This is a genomic window from Pleurocapsa sp. PCC 7319 (genome assembly GCF_000332195.1).
Lineage (GTDB): Bacteria > Cyanobacteriota > Cyanobacteriia > Cyanobacteriales > Xenococcaceae > Waterburya.
The window spans coordinates 3336995-3355521 of sequence record NZ_KB235922.1 but is presented as its reverse complement, the minus strand read 5'-3'; the positions used below and the strand labels follow the sequence as shown (position 1 = coordinate 3355521).

The following is an 18527-nucleotide window of genomic DNA, read 5'->3' as shown; positions in this document are numbered from 1 at the left end:
GTAATGCTTAGCTCCTTATAGAGATTTCTATCTTGTTTATATAATACTACTCAGATAGTCTATAGAGTACATTTTGACAATGCTTAAGTGCTAACTTTTAACAATTCTTTTGATTTCTTTTGAAAATTTAGTACAGTACTTGTCAGTATTTGTTTTTTGCCTTGTTAATTGAATGAACAATTCGGATCACTCACAAAATTGATTTAAGAATAGTTATTGATAACTTACTTCATATTATTTTGAGTAGTGAAATAAAAATTTTATATTATTAGTCTTAAATAAGTATGCTCTAACCGTAATATTGAGATACATCATATGAAAAACTAATAAAAAATTCTCGAATTTAAATCCGCACTTATTGATTCACAAAATCACATACTTACTTTTGTGAATTAAAATTATTTTGAAAAATCATGCAAAAGCTTATTCATCGATTGAGTTTGGTAGGCAGTATTACCCTGATGTCTCTATTCTTTGGTAATGCTGCTCAAGGGCAAGTATCTCCTGATGGGACATTGTCAACTAATGTAGATTTGTCAGGCAATGTTTTTGAAATTACTGGTGGTGCCACGGAAGGAACCAATTTGTTCCATAGTTTTGGCGAGTTCTCTGTCCCGACGAATTTTGAAGCGTTTTTTAACAATGGAACGATAGACAATATCATTAGTCGGGTTACTGGTGGCTCGATTTCTAATATTGATGGTTTAATTCGTGCTAACAATGCTAATTTAATTCTGATTAACCCTGCTGGAATTAGCTTTGGTTCTGGTGCGAGTTTAGACATTGGTGGAGCTTTTTTGGGTAGTAGTGCTACTAGTGTCAACTTTGAAGACGGTACTGTATTCAGCGCAGATCCCAATCAAGCACCTTTACTAACTGTTAGCGCACCTATTGGAGTAGCATTTGCGCCCAATCCAGGGAATATACAAAGTCAAGGTGCAAATTTAACTTTAGAATCGGGTAATACTTTTGCTCTAATTGGAGGAAATGTTAGCCTGAATAACACCAAGATTACTGCACCTTCAGGAAATATTGAAATTGGCAGTGTTGGCAGTGATGAAACTGTTAATTTAACGGGAATTCCGCAAGGTTGGGAATTAGGGTTTGAGGGGGTGAATAATTTTCAGGATATTCAAATCACCTCAGCTTCTGAACTGGCATCTACACTTAGAAGTGCAATAGAATCACCTGGTGGTCGTACTGAATTTATTTATAGTGATGTTGGCGGAGATATCAACATACGAGGACAAGATATTACTATTGCTCAAGGTACTGAAGCTACATTACCCACTATCTATACTAGAGGACAATCTCAAGCTGGAGACATAACTATTCAAGGGCGTAATATCTCAATCAGTGAGGGTTCTCAACAGTTTGATAATTTTGAGTTTTTTAATCCTGTAGATACTATTGATGCTGACAGTTTGAGTAATCAGTTGTCTGGCACGATCGCAATTGATGGAGAACAAATTACCATTGATAATAGTGTTGGCATTACTTCGGAATTATGGAATCGCACTATTCAGGGTGAACCAGATAGTAATGAGCGAGGTGCTATTTTTATTGGTACTAATACCGATGGGAATCGAATTTCTATTAATGGTAGCAATAATCTTCCTGAGAATGATGGCAATACTCAAATTATTACGGATACTCATGGTTTTCACGGTAATAATGAAATTCCAGGAACGGCTAATAACATCAATATTGGAAATATTAATAGTCAGGAAGTAATTATTCAAGAAGGAGCTGAGATTGCTGCTGAATCTCACCCTCATAATCCAGCTTCATTTGGCGTAAGAACAGACTTTGATGCTGGCGAAGCAGGTTCGATCACTATAAAAGGTCAACAAGTCAACATCAATGGAGAAGATACTAGCGTTACGGCTACTGCTTTTGGGACAGGTGCAGGAGGTAGCATTTCTCTTGAAGGAGCAAATATTAGAATTGAAGATCAAGCTATTGTTGTTGCGGAAACATCAGGTGCAACCTCCGAAGCTACTGGAGGGAGTATTTCTATTGGTAGTGACAATACTAACAATGAGGTGACTATCAACAATGCCACGGTTTCTGTCAGGACTGGAGACACTATAGCCAATAGTCATGGTGGTACTGGTCAAGAAACTCGATTTGGAAATGCTCCTGCTGGTAACATCTCTATAGGTAATTCTGATAGTACTCTGGATATTCTCAATGATTCACGAATTAGTGCTAGCACTATCCAGGCTGAAGGTTTCAATCCAGGTCTTGGTTCAGCAGGAACCATTGAAATTGATGCGGATGAGTTTAATCTGATTCAAGATGCGATCGTGTCAAGTGAAACTGTTACTCTTGGTAATGCTGGAGATATTTTCTTAAGGGTTGGCAGCTTACTTAACATTGAAAACGGCTCTGAAATCAATGTAACTGCTTCTCGTCAAGGTCAAGCAGGCAACATCGATATTGTTACCGACTCTCTTCTTTTAAACAACGAAGGGATCATTAGTTCAGATACCCAAACGGGTGAGGAAGGAAACATCACTATACAATCTCGACAGGCTATTTTGGATAATAATAGTGAGATTCGTACTGATTCTAATCAGACTAGCGATGGTGGTAATATTACTTTCACCAGCTCAGATTTTATTGCCTTATTAGGAAATAGTGATATTACTGCCAATGCAGAACAAGTAGGACAAGGCGGGGTTATTTCCATTGATACTCAAGGGGTATTTCAGTGTGGTGATTGTCGGATTGAAGCTATTGGCGGTGTTGCGGGAATTGTCGACATTAATACTCCAGAGGCACAAAATACTTTAGAGTTTTTGGATATCCCTCAACAAGTTATTAATTCAGAAGATATGGTTGTCAGTGCTTGTGGTGTAGATAAGGGTAAGCAAGAGAGTCAATTTACGATTACAGGAAGAGGTGGTTTACCTGCACGTCCAACGTCCTCACTATCTACGGAAGCATTAATTGGATTTGATTCAGAGGATGGAGTTAATCAAAATCCTACTAATTCAACAGAGACTAACCAAGATTCTGATGTAGAACAACTACCATCTGCTGCTAGAGGTTGGTATTTAAATTCTCAAGGAAGGCTAGTTCTTACTGCAAGTATAGCTAATACTAATCCTTATTATCCTGGAGAAAATAACCCAGATTGCGATTCTGTTTCCCACAACCAGTAGTTAAATTACACTCTGATTGGGGTGAACGAAAAAAGGTGTGGGAGTTAAATAATAGAGACACTTTAAGTAACGAGTAAAAAGTAACGAGTAACGGCAATTAAAATTTTTGCCACCGTAAATTTCGCTCACCCCTCTGATTGTTGATTGCATAAAAGCTGAAAGCTTTAATTTGGAAGCGATAAATTTGCTACTTAGACAACATAAAAATTAACTATCAGTTCCTAGCGTTTAATAGAAAATAATAGAACAAGTTTAAAAATTAAAATTGTGAGCAATACTTGGCATAATAGGTTGATTTTGTCTCGTTTGAGAGCCATATTTTTAGTATTGTCTCCTATTTTAGCTATTTTTTTTTATGCACCTCAGGGATTTGCACAATCGAGAAATCCCGTTCCTTCTCAATCTCCTGAACTTCCCGCTCCAACTCCTCTAACACCTCAAGAACAACCAATCGAAACACCTTCTACTGAAGAAACAACACCTTCGGAGGGGGTTCCTGATATTCCAGGAGAGTTTACTTTTGAGAGTTTTGAATTTGTTGGCGGGACGGTATTTAAAGAAGAAGAATTACAGGCAGCAACGGCTGAATTTATTGGTCAGCCGATTAGTTTTGCACAACTACTTCAAGCAGTCAATAGGATAACAGAGCTTTATTTACAACAAGGGTATATTACTTCGGGCGCCTATATCCCCGAACAGCAACTGGAATCAGATAGCCTGAAAATTCAAATCGTCGAAAGCAGCTTAGCAGATATTAATATCAATATTACCCAAGGTAGACTCAAAGAAAAATACATCCGCGATCGCATTTCCCGGGCAACGTCCACACCTTTAAATATTAATAAACTGCAAGAAGCACTACAACTATTGCAGCTTAATCCTTTGATAGACAATATTAATGCTGAACTTGCTAGTGGCAATAAAAGAGGTACAAATATTCTCGATATTACTGTTAACGGAGCAAAAACTTTTGGCTTCCAAGCCATTCTCAATAATAATCGAAATCCTAGTGTCGGCAGTGTTCAACGCGGTGTTGAGATATCAGAAGATAATCTTTTTGGCATTGGAGATGGGATCAGTTTGACCTATCTCAATACTGATGGTAGTGACGAATTTGAAGTAGGATATACTTTACCGATTAATTCTCGCGATGGTAGTTTGGGTTTTAACTTCAGAAATATTGATAGTGAAATTGTTGAAGACCCGTTTGATGATTTAGATATTGAAATTAATTCCCGTGATTTTGATTTTACCTACAGACAGCCAATCCTTCAAAAAGCCACAGAGAATAGTACTCAAGAACTAGCTTTGAGCTTAACTGCATCTAGACGAGAAAGCGATGGTCAACTACTGGGAAGAGATTTTCCGATTTCTATTGGAGCAGATCGAGAAGGAGAAACTAGACTATCTGTATTGCGTTTTGCTCAAGAATGGCAACAACGCAGTCGTCAAACATTTCTTGCTGCTCGATCTCAATTTAGCCTTGGAATAGATGCTTTTGATGCTACTGTCAATGATAATGGTGAAGCAGATAGCCAGTTTTTTGCCTGGCGAGGACAAATATTATGGTTACGCCTTTTAAAGACACCAAAAAATAATTCTCAAGTAGGTACTAGCTTAGTCGTAAAATCTGATTTTCAGCTAGCAACCGATTCTTTAGTTTCTTTGGAAAACTTTGGGCTAGGGGGTCAAGCAAGTGTGCGAGGATATCGTCAAGATGTGTTATTGAGCGACAGTGGGATCTTGGCTTCAGCGGAGCTTAGGGTACCTATTCTTCAAGTTTCCCAAGTGCAAGGCAGTTTGCAAATAACACCCTTTATCGATTTGGGAACCGTTTGGAATATTGAGCGACCAGATCCTGAGACTAATACTTTAGTCGGTACGGGAGTGGGTTTGTTATGGCAGCAAAGTGATAATTTGACAGCTCGCTTAGATTGGGGAATTCCTTTAGTAGATATTGATTCTGGTGATAACACATGGCAAGAAAACGGCGTTTATTTTCAATTAAATTACAATCTCAAACTATTTTAAGAAAAGCCATTAATCTGATTAAATCTCGTAATCTGGTAATTTTTATTTTTTGTAGTTTATTGGGATTGAGTTCCAGTTTATTGTTACCAGCTTCGGCGCGTAATATACCCTTGTTGCCTGACATCAATCAAGAGCAAATACAAGTAAATAAAAGTAAGATCGATAGTGAAGTATTATTAGCTAAAGCTGAGTCAGGCAAAAATTCTGATATTTTGGCAATCACCAAGAAAGGTCAACAACAATACAATGCCGGAAAATTTGACGAAGCAATCAATCTCTGGGAGAAAGCAGCCGAAGCTTATCAACAAGTAGGTAATGAAGAAGGAGTTTTTAGTAGTCTGGTTAATAAAGCTCAAGCTCAGCAAAATTTAGGTACATATCCTAGAGCCTGTAAAACTTTACTTCAAGCCTTTGCTTTCGAGCAACCAAATTGTGACTCCGAGCAGGTTGATTTGTTGCTTGATCAATTCTCTCCAAATTCTCAAAAAATATCAATTGATCGAGCGATCGCCTTTCGCAGTCTGGGGGAAGTTTTGAGACTACAGGGACAGCTTAAAGAATCTCAAAAAGTCTTAGAATATACTCTCTCTAATGTTCAGGGTCTACCAGTGGAGGGAGCTACCCAATTAAGTTTAGCTAATACGAAAAAGACTTTAGGTATTCAAACGCGACATCGCTGGAATTACGAACAAATCACTGAGATTATCGCCTCTCAATCTCAATCAAAGGCTTTGGAACCAGATATCTCAGCTATTGAATCTTATCAGAAAGTAGAAACCAGCTCATCTACTTCACCTATGACTAAAGTTCAAGCACAACTTAATCACTTAAGTTTACTAGTAGATCTTAAGCAATGGTGGCAAGCAGAAGTAAATCGACGTATTTCTTCTTGGTCAAGAGTTGACGATTCTCGATTAATTCAAAGAGCAGAAGGCTTTTTATCTTTACTCAATACAAGATTAAATCCAGAAATTGCCACCTTACAAACCACAATTAAATCTAATATTAACGATTTACCTCCAACTCGTGCAGCAATATCCGCGAGAATAAATTTTGCTAATCAATCTCTCAAATTGTCACAAATAGATATTGTTGAACCTCAGTTGACAACATCTTTAGAACAGGCTCGCTCTTTACAAGATAGTGAATCTGAATCTTATGCCTTGGGTTACATGGGTCTGATGTATTACAAACAGTGGCAACAGCTAGATTCATCAACACAGTCAAGTAATGACGGACAAAAGATACTCCAACAAGCAAAGCAAATGACAGAGCAGTCTTTATTGCTTGCTGAAAATTCTCAGGAAATTAGCTATTTATGGCAATCTCAATTAGGAAATATCCTCAGAGATCTTGGAGATACAAAAGGTGCAATTTCTAGTTACTTTGCTGCCTTTAATACTTTGCAATCTCTTCGTACCGATCTAAATAAAAATAATCAAGATTTACAATTTGATTTTCGCCAAGAGATTCAGCCTGTATATAAATCTTTAGCCGATTTACTACTTAAATCCGAGCTTTCAGAACCAGAATTAGAATCTTTAATAGTTTTAAATCCGCAAACTTCTCAAACCAAATCTCAAATCAAACCGCAAAAAAATCGTTTAGAACTAGCAAGAACTATTATAGAATCTTTGCAGATTGCAGAATTAGATAATTTCTTTCAAGATCCTTGTGTAGAAGAGGCACAAGTTGCTATCCAAATTGAGGATTTAGATAACCAGGCAGCAGTAATCTACCCGATTATTTTTCCCAATAGACTAGAAGTAATTTTATCTTTACCCAAACAGCCATTAAAACAAACCACCATTGCGATCGCAGAAACAAAATTCAATGAAACTTTAGATAGTCTGTATGACAACTTATACAATGAAAGCTTTAATGATTCTGCTATTAATATATTCAAAACTGTACCTCTTAGGTCAAGACAGGTAGAGGCAAACACCCAAAATTTGTTGCCGATATTAACACAGTTATACGAATGGTTAATTCGCCCTTTTGAGTCTGAATTAAACTCTAGCCAAATTGAAACCTTGGCTTTTGTGCTTAACGATCGCTTACAGAGAGTACCAATGGCTGCACTGTATGACGGTAAACAATATTTAATTGAAAATTACGGTATCGCTTATGTTCCTAGTTTACAGTTACAGTCACTTACTTCTCAACAGTCTAAATCAGAATCATTAAGCATTTTAGCTGCTGGAGTTAATCAACAAGTTGAAATTGATGGAAAACTTTTCTCTGCACTCGATAAAGTTGCTCTAGAACTTAACCAGATCGGCGCAAATTGTCCTAATTGCCAACAGCTTCTTAATGAAGAATTCACCGCCAAGCGACTTGAAAATGAACTTAAACAACAGCCATATGACGTACTTCATTTAGCAACTCATGGTTTATTTAGCTCCAATCCTGAAAAAACTTTTATTGTTACAGGTGATGGAGAATCCATTAATGTTGATAAGTTGAATCAATTGTTAAGTGTCGGAAAAACTAATATTCCAGAACTTCTTGTGTTAAGTGCTTGTGATACTGCAGCAGGAGATGAAAAAGCTGTTTTAGGTTTAGCTGGAGTAGCTGTTCGTTCTGGGACTAGTAGTACTATTGCTAGTCTATGGCCAGTGGGAGATAAATTTACGGCTGATTTAATGACTCAATTTTATCAGGAGTTGAGGAAACCCAATTCCCAAAAAGTAAACGCACTCAAAAATTCTCAACTTTCTCTGATAAATTTTCTGAGAGAAAATCCTAGATTTGAATCTCTTAAAGATCTACCACCCCATCCTTTCTACTGGTCTCCTTATGTCCTAGTCGGAAATTGGCAATAAGTACGTTAGTTTGTGTGGTTGGTTTCTAATTCATATTGAGAACTACCTCCAGGAAAATTATCAATTGGTTTTGTTGACCCGGTTTCTTGGATTACTTTGATGTCAATAGTGTTGATCTGGAGAATACCTTCTCCAAAATAATGCTCTGGATCTTCCAAAATTTCTATTTCCCTTTCCATATTGCGCCTGCCTTGTTCAAAGAATCTTTGGGCTGATGTTGGTGTAAACAAGCCATTTGAGTCAAAATTATCCAGCTGAGGAACTGTATTTTGTGCTTTTGCAGTACCCATTGCACCAATCATTACCAAGGCGATCGCCATTGCTAAAGAAGTGCAGAAAAAAGAAACAGAGTATAAAGTGTTAGTTTTCATGTTGCCCTCTCACCATTATGGAGTGGCTTCGCTACCTTTATTATAAGTGTTTAGTTCAATAGACTACATTTCAGACTCAAACTAGAGGTCAAGGTTAGAAAGGTAAAGGGCTTCGCCCTAGCTATCAGCCCTTCGGGTTCAACAGTTTGCTTATGCTTGCGGTATCCCTTTGGGACAACGGGGGGACCCCGCACAACGCAACTGTTTCACCGTTTATTTAAGTAAACGCTTTTGAAGGTCACAGGGACAAAAAATTTGACATACTCCTCTTGCTTCAGCTAGAGGATTCTGCAATACTGGCGTAGATAGCAAGTTAGACTTGTCTGACATCTACTCTCACACTGGAAAATGCCCTCACCAGTTGGATTACTCCAAACAACCAGGATTGGTTTTCTTTCTTTAGGTCTTCTAGAGCTTAGTTGAATCCTGCATTTTACCGCTAGCGATTCGCATTTGTTCCAATCAAACTAGAAAGACTACATTCTCAAGTGTTGCTCGAAGTTTTACCTAAAAAACTCGTTTTTAGAACCCCATACTTCAACTCTGTTAGAGAACTTACAAGTATTATACAATGTCTGAAACTCTTGGTATACAAAGATTATGTGTCAAATATGGCGGTGGGCTACGCTGAATCGAATTCAGCTTGTAGAACCACCGCGTTGTAAATTCTCAACCCAAGTCCGTTCAGTTCGCTATCATCCTCCATCTGAAGGAAGAGGCTTTCTCGCTCACATCTGGTAAATATAACCTTTGTCCCTTGTCCATTAAACTTTTCCCATTTCCATGACTAACACTTTTATCTTCTTCTTCGAGAACCCCTAAAGCTACGTCTGGGAGTTCTCAGACCGGAGCTGCTACCAAAGCCGCTAGGACGTTTGAACTGCTTAGCTTTTGCTTTTCCAGAAGAACGGAGAGTGCTAGAACCAACACCAGATCCAGTAGCGCGATTTTTATTGCTCAATGACTTGCGAGCTTTATTGCTAGCAGTATTACGAACACTACCAGTGGTTCTCAGTGTACGACGGTTTTTGACTGCCGCAGGAGGAGCATTATAGCGATCTTGATAACGATTAACCGCTTGAGAATAACTACTACCATAACCACCATAACCAGTTAAAATTCCCCCTGATTGATATACAGGTGGGACATAATATTGGGGTCTAAATAGCATACTGGCAATTGCTTGTCCTGCCAAGGCTCCAGCAAAAGGAGTCCAGAAACTAGATTCTCTTCTAACCACTACTGTCTCAGTTTGACCAGTTTGAGGATCGGTTCTAGTTTCCGTGGCGTTATGAACATATTCAATTTTGAAATCTTCTGTGAGGTACATCACGGGTTGACCATTATCAACCTGAAGATAAGTTTTTTCTCCGTTTGCCGCTTGCTCTTCATCAATTCGTGCCATCTGGAGCTGGGCTGTTTGCAATACTGGAGGTGTTCCTGGGGGAGTATTGAGTAACATTAAACTGTACTCACCACTTGCATCGTCATAGGTTGCCTGCTGCACCGGATATTTACCATCACTAATAGATGTTGGTGCAGAGGAAATACTAGCATTATTATTAGAAGATGATGGGGATTGCATTGACGTTGAAGAGCCAGAACAACCTAGAGTAGTCCAGCACAACGACAATGACATGATCAGAATTAAGATTTTACGCAACATAGAAATTTTTATCTTTGTCTGCTTTGATAATTCTGATTGTAAAACTTTCCCGAACAGTATTCTTTACGGTAATTACGATTTGCTACTAAAAGAATCCCATTGCTTTAGGGTTGTAACTGACTAGCAAGTTTTTAGTTTGCTGATAGTGCTCTAGCATCATCTTATGATTTTCGCGCCCAATACCAGACACTTTGTAACCGCCAAAGGCAGCATGAGCAGGATACAAATGATAGCAGTTGGTCCAGACTCGTCCAGCTTTGATTCCCCGTCCTAAGCGATAGGCCGTGTTCATATCTCTCGTCCATACTCCTGCACCTAGCCCATAGAGAGTATCATTAGCTATTGTCAAAGCTTCTGCTTCGTCTTTAAAAGTAGTAACGGCTAAAACAGGTCCAAAGATTTCCTCCTGAAAGATCCGCATTTGGTTGTGACCTTTGAAGACAGTAGGTTTGTAATAATAACCATCTTTTAAATCACCATCTAGAAGATTTTTTTCGCCACCAATTAGACATTCTGCACCTTCGGCCCGACCCAAATCGACATAAGACTGAATCTTCTCCATTTGATTAGCTGATACTTGCGCACCTAACATAGTTGAAGGTTCAAGAGGATTGCCTTGTTTAATCTCGGCTACTCTAGCTAAAGCTTTTTCCATAAATTGCTCGTAAATCGATTCTTGAATTAGAGCACGAGAAGGACAGGTGCAAACTTCACCTTGATTGAGGGCAAACATGACAAATCCTTCGATCGCTTTATCGAAGAAATCATCATCTTTAGCGCAGACATCTTCTAAGAAAACGTTGGGGGATTTACCGCCAAGTTCTAGAGTTACGGGGATAATATTTTGGGACGCATACTGCATAATTAAACGCCCGGTGGTAGTTTCCCCTGTAAAAGCCACTTTAGCGATACGATTGCTGGTAGCCAGGGCTTTACCGATTTGTGCTCCCGAACCATTGACAATGTTAATCACTCCATCAGGTAGCAAATCGCCAATCAGTTCCATTAACACCAGAATGGAGGCAGGGGTAGGTCCGGCTGGTTTAAGGACGACGCAATTTCCGGCTGCTAGGGCAGGGGCTAATTTCCAGGTTGCCATTAGCAAAGGGAAATTCCAGGGAATAATTTGACCGACTACCCCCAATGGCTCGTGAAAGTGATAGGCTACAGTATCGCCATCAATTTCCCCAATTGAACCTTCTTGAGCACGAATACAACCAGCAAAGTAACGGAAGTGATCGATCGCCAAAGGAAGATCGGCAGCAGTCGTTTCTCGGATTGGCTTCCCATTGTCCCAAGTTTCTGCTGTAGCTAGCATTTCTAGGTTTTCTTCCATGCGATCGGCAATCTTATTTAAAATACGGGCGCGATCGCTAACTGAAGTTTGACTCCATTGTTCCTGAGCTATATGAGCAGCATCTAAAGCTAATTCAATGTCTTCTTTACTGGAACGGGGAATTTGACAAATAGGTTTTCCAGTTACGGGCGAAAGGTTATCGGCATACTGACGATTGTGTGGAGCAATCCATTTCCCGCCAATAAAGTTATCATAGCGAGATTGAAAAATAGGGCGATTATCTAATTGTTTTGGAGCGGATACAACCATTGATTATGACCTCCTGATCTTTACAGCGGTTCTCATTTACGTGAAATACAGTCCTAAACCCTGGTTTTGGCTAATGGCTAATGGCTAATGGCTAATGGCTAATCGAGGTGTACCTCATTAATTTGAGAAAGTCTATACTCCCAATTAGAGCAAACAATTAGCAACTACTTCGTTATTTATAAACTTAATTTAATAGCAATTCTATAGATGTAGATATTAATTTACGCTTTCATTTGGTAAATTGACTTGTATTAGCTCTAGTAGCTCTGCGAATCGAAAAGGTTTACATATATAATCTGGAACTCTTTTCGTAATTCGTTTGAGGCTAGCTGAGACATCATCACTAGCAGTTACGACAATAGTCGACAAGTTAATAGAATTAGCTTCTAATTCACTCAATACTGTCCAACCATCTATAATCGGTAGTCCTATATCCAGCAGCAATAGATCGAATTCACCACTGCGGATCATTTGCAATGCTTGCACTCCATCACTGGCGATCGCTATTTGATAGCCATTTCTACGTAAACCCTTTTCGATAAAGGCAGCTAAACGTGCTTCGTCTTCAGCAATAAGAATACGACTCATGGGTTAATTAATTATCGGAGAGAAATTAATTGAGTAATTGTACTTAATTTCTTTAAAATAACATTCTTCCGAACCTTATCGATAAATCTAAAATGAGACTTTTCTCATCTTCGCAATCGATAGCCCATGCCTCTGACAGTTTCGATTGTTTTACTCCCTAATTTTTTCCGTAGATATCCTACGTAAACATCAACGATATTAGAACCAGGGTCATAATCATAACCCCAAACACGGTCTAGTAACTGTTCACGGCTCATCACTTGGTTAGGATGCCGCATAAAGGTTTCTAAAAGAATAAATTCTCTTGCGGGCAAATCTATTTCTTGATTAGCAATTTTTACTTTGCGAGTTCGTAAATCTAGCAGTAAATTACCAACTACCAGATTTGTTTCTTCTCCTTTTGTTGTATCTTGCTGATAAGAGCGTAAGCGTAAGCGTATTCTCGCTAGTAATTCTTCAAAACTAAAGGGTTTGGTAACATAGTCATCCGCTCCACTTTCTAACCCAGCTACTTTATCTTTGATATCATCGCGAGCTGTAAGAATAATAATTGGCAACTTAGCACCTTGCCCGCGTAATTCTTCTAAGACCGTTAATCCATCTTTGATTGGTAGTCCTAAATCCAACAGCATTAAATCAAAATCACTTCCCAGCACCATATTGAGTGCTTCTTGAGCATCACTGGCGATCGCAGTAGTAAAGCCATTGGCTCGCAGCCCCTTTTGCACAAAGGCAGCAATGCGTGGTTCGTCTTCAGCAATCAGGATTCTACTCATAGACTCTACTCAATTAATCTGGGAATGTCATTCCCGTTCTGCCCTATTGTTGCCTTTAAGAGTAAAATCACAGTAAAAGTCGAGTTTTACTAAAAGCGACAGGGAAAGCCCCTTTCACAGCTTATCCCACGTCAGCACAACCTCAAAAAATATTGAGTTATTATTAGGAATTATTCTGGTCAATGGATCTTGATGATAACCGATGTAACCAAATAATTTTAGATCAGTAGTTCATTTAAGATGAGCGAGTCGAAAAATCAAACCACACAGAAACGTTTATCTGATATTAAAAAGCTGGGGAATTCCCCCCAAGCTATTAATCAAATACAAAAACTTTTAGAAAAATCTCCCAATAATTTTAATATTCTCATGCATCTTGGGAAATTAGAACGTCAGAGAGGTCGGAGAAAACAAGCACTCAAGTACTATCAAAAAGCTTTAGAGATCGACCCACAAAATCTATGGGCTAATCTGGATGTTGCAATTGAACTGAGAGATTTAAATAATTTTGAAGCAGCCAGAAAAAAAATAGACCTGGCATTAGAATATTATCCTGATAACTTTAATGCTCTAATACAAATGGGTCAATTAGAGCAAAAATCTCAACAACTAGAGATAGCCCTGAGCTATTTTCAACAAGCGATCGCCAATTATCCTGAAAGAATTGAACCGCACTTCAATAGGATAGATATTTTATTTGATTTAGGACGTTTGGTAGAAGCTCAAAATAATCTCGAAATATTGCGTCAAAGATATCCTGAAGAGCCTCGTACCGTAATGTATTCTGGTCACTTGGCTAGAAAATTAGGTCAACGAGGAAAAGCATTGCAGTGTTTTTGTCTCGCTCAAGAAAAAGCTTCTAATTTGGCTGATTCTCTTAATGCCGAACTATTTGCCCTTGAAGAATTAAGAGATTTAGGTCGTATAAACGAAGCACTTAAACTTATCGAGGCAATTATCCCGAAATTTCCCGAAAACATTCGCGCTCAAATGATTAAAGGCAGTATTTTCCAAAAAATACCAAATCTGTCCGCAGCAGCAAGTGTATATAAGAGTATATTGGCAACTAATCCAGAACATCTTAACTCCCGTATTGAATTAGCCAAAATTTATAGTCAGTCTGGTCAAGTTGAATTAGCTATTACTCTTCTTGAAGAAACCTACCGGTTGTTAGGAGCGAATATCCCAGTTTTAATTCAATTAGGGTCACTATACCAAGCTTTAGAAAATTGGCAAGCAGCACGTCAATCTTATCAGGAAATTTGTCATCAACATCCTAATCACCATCACGGATATTGTCTGCTAGCTAATTTAGTTTTTCTTCAAGGAGAAACAGGAGCTGCTTTGAAATTACTGCAAACAGCACAAGATAAAATACCTAATTCAGTTTATATTCTCATTCAATTAATTGAATTACAGTTACGTTTGGGTAATCTTGAACTCAGCCATCAACTTTTAATCAACGGACTGGCTCGTTTTCCTCATAATATTCAACTATCATGGCAGCTTGGTCGCGTACTGATGGAGCAAGGTGATTATGCTGCTGCTCTTGATGTACTCGATCAAATTTCTACGGACAATCAAGACTGGATTAGACAAACTGAACAGCTAAGAGGCAATGTCTATTTTTATCAATACGATTACCCAAAAGCTGAAGCACATTTCCAAAAAGCGATCTCATTATCAGCTATAGCAACAGGAGCCAGAAATCGACTAGCAACCATCTTCATGCTTACCGGTAGAATAGATGAGGCTCGCCAAGAATTTAAAATCGCCACCGAAGAACTGAAGCTTAAAACTCCACCTGGCAAAACTGCTGTGCCATTGAAAAGCCATCCTGCTATGGTTACTAATGAACTTCGGATTAATCCGCCCCTATTAGCAGAACTTCAAAAAGCACAACAAGAAACAGGATCCGAGAGAATATTAAAATTAGGAAGTCTCCTGGCGCAAGAACCTACTTATTTAGGGACTGCTCTTTATCTTGCCCGAGAATTAAGACAACAAGGAATTTTTGACGGAATTCAACAAACATTATCTATAAACTCAACTAGTATTCCTGCTATTCCCCAAAGAATCGTTCAATTTTGGGATGAACCAGAACCTCCAGAAGAATTACAGAGAATTTGTCAAAGCTGGATCGATCTGAATCCCCAGTATGAATACACTCGTTTCTCTCTGAATACAGCGATCGCTTTTTTACGACAACATTATGATGCTCAAGTCCTTCAAGCGTTTGCCAATTGCGACCAACCAGCTACCCAAGCAGATTTTTTTAGACTAGCGTATCTAAATATCATGGGGGGGTTTTATGCTGATGCGGACGATCTTTGCCGTCAATCACTAGACACAATTGTTAGTCTAAATCCTGAATTAGTTGTTCTTCAAGAAGATTTTGCCTGTATTGGCAATAATTTTTTAGGCTGCATACCAGGTCAAAGTATGATTCGCACAGCTTTTCATCAAGCCGTTAACAATTTAACTGATTATTGCAATGAAGGTCCTTGGTTTAAAACCGGTCCAGGCTTAATTACCTCAGTAGTTTGTAGTGGTTTAATTCCCTATCTTACTTATACAGATTACCAAATGTGGCCGCGATTATTAGTTTTGACTCAAAGTCAGTTGAGGAAATTTATCACTCAACATATTTTCTTGGCTTACAAAAGAACTAACAAAAGTTGGCAACACAACGCTTACCATAGAAGAATTAGAGCCACACAGTTTTGAGTACAGTTTTGAGTTTTTAGCTATCAGATCTCAGCCTTAATGATAAATAGCGTTATTTATTTAGCTATTTTAGATCATTTCAGTTTTTACTTAAGACAGATTATTTGTTGGAGCGAACAGCGGTTCGCCCTTACGAAATATTATGTGTCTAAGATATTTTCTAAATTGATATTAATTAGTCTTTAATTAATTTTTGCCTTTCAAATTAGCTAAAGTGTAATATTTAATATATATGGATAATTTTAAAATCAAATGTTATGTTGGTAACACTTATAAATAAAATATAAAAGAAGAAAAAAAAGGTTTAGTTGTTATTAATTAAGTATTTTCTTGTTGTCAAAAATCTATATATTACCAATCAAATTGCCGATTTATCTGATTTGATTGAGTTTCTGAAAAATTTAAATTACTTATTATCACAGTAAAAATACAGTAGCAGAGAAAACAAACTATGTCTGAACCAACGAATCAAGATCAATTGATGCTTGAGCTGATTAATCGAGCTCGCGCCAATCCTCAGGCGGAAGCAGACAAATTACTTGCAGGAGATCTTAACGAAGGTCTGACTCCTGGAACTATTTCAACAGACCCCAAACAACCTCTGGCTTGGAATGAAAACCTAATTTCAGCAGCAGTGGGTCATACTCAAGCCATGTTCGATCAAAATGCTATTAATGATGATGACTTTTTTGCTCATACTAATCCCAACACAGCTAGCACTATCAGTAGTCGTGCGATCGCGGCGGGATATACAGGTTCAGTAGGAGAAAATATTAGCGTTGGGGTCAGCTCAGGTTCTTTAGATTTGACAGACGCAACCATTGCTAGGCATGAAGGTCTATTTGTTACCGAAAATACTCCTGGACGAGGGCATCGAATCAACATTCTCAATGCAGACTACCGAGAAATTGGTATTAGTAATGCCCTGGGTACTAATTATTCAGCAGGCGGTCTACTTGGTCAAGAATGGAATCATGCTGCCATTGCAACCCAAGAATTTGGCTTCGTTAGTGGCACAAATCCCTTCTTAACTGGTGTTGTTTATAACGACACTACCGATGACGACTTTTACACTGTAGGAGAAGGACTAGGCAACATCTCTGTCCAAGCGATTAATTCATCTCTACAAACCTTTAGTACCACTACTTATGATTCTGGTGGGTATCAACTTCAGTTAGCACCTGATACCTATACCGTTTCCTTTACTGGTGACTTAGACAGTGATGGCGACAATGATACTTTTAATCAAGAAGTAACCATTAGTTCTGAAAATGTCAAAGTAGACATTGAATGTTTTCTCACAGGTACTCATATCCTCACTGAAAAAGGAGAAATCGCCGTAGAAAATCTCAAAATTGGCGATTTTGTGCAAACTGCTAATGGTCAACTCGAGCCCATTAAATGGATAGGGCGACAGACCATCAAACCAAATCAAGTTAAAAATCCTCTGCGCGGTTATCCAATTTTAATTAAAGCCGGTGCTTTAGGAAATAAAACTCCCAGTCGGGACTTGTATACATCCCCAGATCATTCTTTGTTCGTAGAGGGATTGTTGATTAATGCTGGAGCATTAGTTAACAATATCTCAATTATTAAAACTAAACCGATTGAAACATTTACCTATTTTCACATCGAATTAGCCAATCATGCTTTGCTAGTGGCTGAGGGGACTCTGGCAGAAAGTTATCTACCACAAAAAGAAAATCGCAATGAATATGATAACTGTGCTGAATATGAACAACTATATCCTCACGGTAGTAATTTGATGCTCTGGCCAATGGATTATCCTCGTGTGAGTAGCAAGAATAAAGTACCTCGGTTTGTTAGTAAAAAACTGATGGCAATTACTGAACAATTAACAGATCGGGAAATTAAACTGAGAGCATAGAATTTAGGATGAATTTAATTAAATTCTTCTTTGCGATAGGTTCTCAATTTGAATCTGATGACAACATACATTTATCTTCATGGTTTTGCCTCTGGTCCTCAATCTAACAAAGCACAGTATTTATGGGCTCGCTTTGCCGAAATCGGCATCAATCTCAACGTCCTCGATCTTAATCAAGGGGATTTCACTCACTTAACTCTAACCCGACAAATCGAGCAAACGATTGCTGCTTTTCCCCATTCCCAATCCCCTATTACTCTAATTGGTTCTAGTTTTGGTGGATTAACTGCGGCATGGGTGGCTGAAAAATGTCCTCAAGTAACAAAACTCATTCTCCTCGCACCTGCTTTTGGTTTTCCTAATAGTTGGTTATCGAGGTTAAACCCCGCTCAAGTCAAACAATGGCAAGAGTCAGGTTATTTGCCTGTGTACCATTACGGTGAAGAACAAGAGGTTCCTTTGAATTATCAATTTCTCAAAGATGCGGAATGTTATCCTCTTTCAGGATTAAAGCGATCGCTTCCTACAACAATTTTACATGGTATCAATGATGATGTTGTGCCGATTCAAGTTAGTCGAGATTATGCTCGTCAACATACTGAGGTTAAGTTAATCGAGCTGTTGAGCGATCATGGTTTAAATGATATGAAGGAGAGGATTTGGCAAGAAATTCAGGTTTTTATGGTTGGTAAATAATTTGCCCTAAAGAATAGGTAAATTCTGTCTAAAGATAAAAACAGTCTATAATTTGCTCTACATCGGAATATAGATGTCTTGAGCATAATACATGACTTACTCCCAGAAATATTTCACTCTAGAGCCTACTAGCAAAATTAGCTTTTAAGAGCTATTATCCAATTTTCATAGTTACTCCAGACT

General features: G+C 38.3%; 11 protein-coding genes. 6 read left to right on the top strand and 5 right to left on the bottom strand.

The genetic code is table 11. The features are described 5' to 3' along the window. Positions 1–413: 413 nt before the first annotated feature. The 3 genes from PLEUR7319_RS0119205 (at position 414) to PLEUR7319_RS0119195 (ending at position 8026) form a co-directional block, all read left to right on the top strand. Positions 414–3170: a filamentous hemagglutinin N-terminal domain-containing protein gene (locus tag PLEUR7319_RS0119205; RefSeq protein ID WP_019506853.1), complete on the top strand. Its 2757-nt coding sequence runs from the start codon at positions 414–416 to the stop codon at positions 3168–3170. 267 nt (positions 3171–3437) lie between these two features. Next, positions 3438–5201: a ShlB/FhaC/HecB family hemolysin secretion/activation protein gene (locus PLEUR7319_RS0119200; protein ID WP_144054341.1), complete on the top strand. Its 1764-nt coding sequence runs from the start codon at positions 3438–3440 to the stop codon at positions 5199–5201. Further along, complete coding sequence (locus PLEUR7319_RS0119195; RefSeq protein WP_019506851.1) at positions 5147–8026, top strand: CHAT domain-containing protein; 2880 nt, start codon at positions 5147–5149, stop codon at positions 8024–8026. The genes PLEUR7319_RS0119200 and PLEUR7319_RS0119195 overlap by 55 nt, the downstream gene beginning before the upstream one ends. A gap of 5 nt (positions 8027–8031) precedes the next feature. Here PLEUR7319_RS0119195 and PLEUR7319_RS0119190 read toward each other — a convergent pair whose 3' ends face one another. From PLEUR7319_RS0119190 to PLEUR7319_RS0119170, 5 genes are all read right to left on the bottom strand, one after another. After that, positions 8032–8397, bottom strand: a complete 366-nt coding sequence (locus PLEUR7319_RS0119190; RefSeq protein WP_019506850.1) for a hypothetical protein — start codon at positions 8395–8397, stop codon at positions 8032–8034. Between the two features lie 796 nt (positions 8398–9193). After that, positions 9194–10063, bottom strand: a complete 870-nt coding sequence (locus PLEUR7319_RS0119185) for a hypothetical protein (RefSeq protein ID WP_026102642.1) — start codon at positions 10061–10063, stop codon at positions 9194–9196. Between the two features lie 85 nt (positions 10064–10148). Continuing rightward, a complete protein-coding gene (gene adh / locus PLEUR7319_RS0119180; protein WP_019506848.1) occupies positions 10149–11669 on the bottom strand; it encodes an aldehyde dehydrogenase in 1521 nt (506 codons plus the stop codon). Between the two features lie 216 nt (positions 11670–11885). Then, positions 11886–12257, bottom strand: coding sequence for a response regulator transcription factor (locus PLEUR7319_RS0119175; RefSeq protein ID WP_019506847.1), 372 nt, complete (start codon positions 12255–12257; stop codon positions 11886–11888). A gap of 104 nt (positions 12258–12361) precedes the next feature. Beyond that, positions 12362–13033, bottom strand: coding sequence for a response regulator transcription factor (locus PLEUR7319_RS0119170; protein WP_019506846.1), 672 nt, complete (start codon positions 13031–13033; stop codon positions 12362–12364). Positions 13034–13273: 240 nt separating this feature from the next. Between PLEUR7319_RS0119170 and PLEUR7319_RS0119165 the strand changes: the two genes are divergently transcribed. The 3 genes from PLEUR7319_RS0119165 to PLEUR7319_RS0119150 all read left to right on the top strand — a co-directional run bounded on the left by PLEUR7319_RS0119165 (position 13274) and on the right by PLEUR7319_RS0119150 (position 18344). Beyond that, on the top strand, positions 13274–15760 hold the full coding sequence (locus PLEUR7319_RS0119165) for a tetratricopeptide repeat protein (protein ID WP_019506845.1): 2487 nt from the start codon (positions 13274–13276) through the stop codon (positions 15758–15760). A 451-nt stretch (positions 15761–16211) separates the two neighbouring features. Next, entirely contained in the window at positions 16212–17648 is a 1437-nt protein-coding gene (locus PLEUR7319_RS38350) for a Hint domain-containing protein (RefSeq protein WP_019506844.1), read from the top strand. 57 nt (positions 17649–17705) lie between these two features. Beyond that, complete coding sequence (locus tag PLEUR7319_RS0119150) at positions 17706–18344, top strand: YqiA/YcfP family alpha/beta fold hydrolase (RefSeq protein WP_019506843.1); 639 nt, start codon at positions 17706–17708, stop codon at positions 18342–18344. Positions 18345–18527: the final 183 nt, after the last annotated feature.

Excerpts from the sequence above, each read along its gene's own strand:
- PLEUR7319_RS0119205 (WP_019506853.1), top strand. The coding sequence starts at position 414 with ATGCAAAAGCTTATTCATCGATTGAGTTTGGTAGGCAGTATTACCCTG.
- PLEUR7319_RS0119195 (WP_019506851.1), top strand. The coding sequence starts at position 5,147 with ATGGCAAGAAAACGGCGTTTATTTTCAATTAAATTACAATCTCAAACT.
- PLEUR7319_RS0119190 (WP_019506850.1), bottom strand. The coding sequence starts at position 8,397 with ATGAAAACTAACACTTTATACTCTGTTTCTTTTTTCTGCACTTCTTTA.
- PLEUR7319_RS0119185 (WP_026102642.1), bottom strand. The coding sequence starts at position 10,063 with ATGTTGCGTAAAATCTTAATTCTGATCATGTCATTGTCGTTGTGCTGG.
- adh (WP_019506848.1), bottom strand. The coding sequence starts at position 11,669 with ATGGTTGTATCCGCTCCAAAACAATTAGATAATCGCCCTATTTTTCAA.
- PLEUR7319_RS0119175 (WP_019506847.1), bottom strand. The coding sequence starts at position 12,257 with ATGAGTCGTATTCTTATTGCTGAAGACGAAGCACGTTTAGCTGCCTTT.
- PLEUR7319_RS0119170 (WP_019506846.1), bottom strand. The coding sequence starts at position 13,033 with ATGAGTAGAATCCTGATTGCTGAAGACGAACCACGCATTGCTGCCTTT.
- PLEUR7319_RS0119165 (WP_019506845.1), top strand. The coding sequence starts at position 13,274 with ATGAGCGAGTCGAAAAATCAAACCACACAGAAACGTTTATCTGATATT.
- PLEUR7319_RS38350 (WP_019506844.1), top strand. The coding sequence starts at position 16,212 with ATGTCTGAACCAACGAATCAAGATCAATTGATGCTTGAGCTGATTAAT.
- PLEUR7319_RS0119150 (WP_019506843.1), top strand. The coding sequence starts at position 17,706 with ATGACAACATACATTTATCTTCATGGTTTTGCCTCTGGTCCTCAATCT.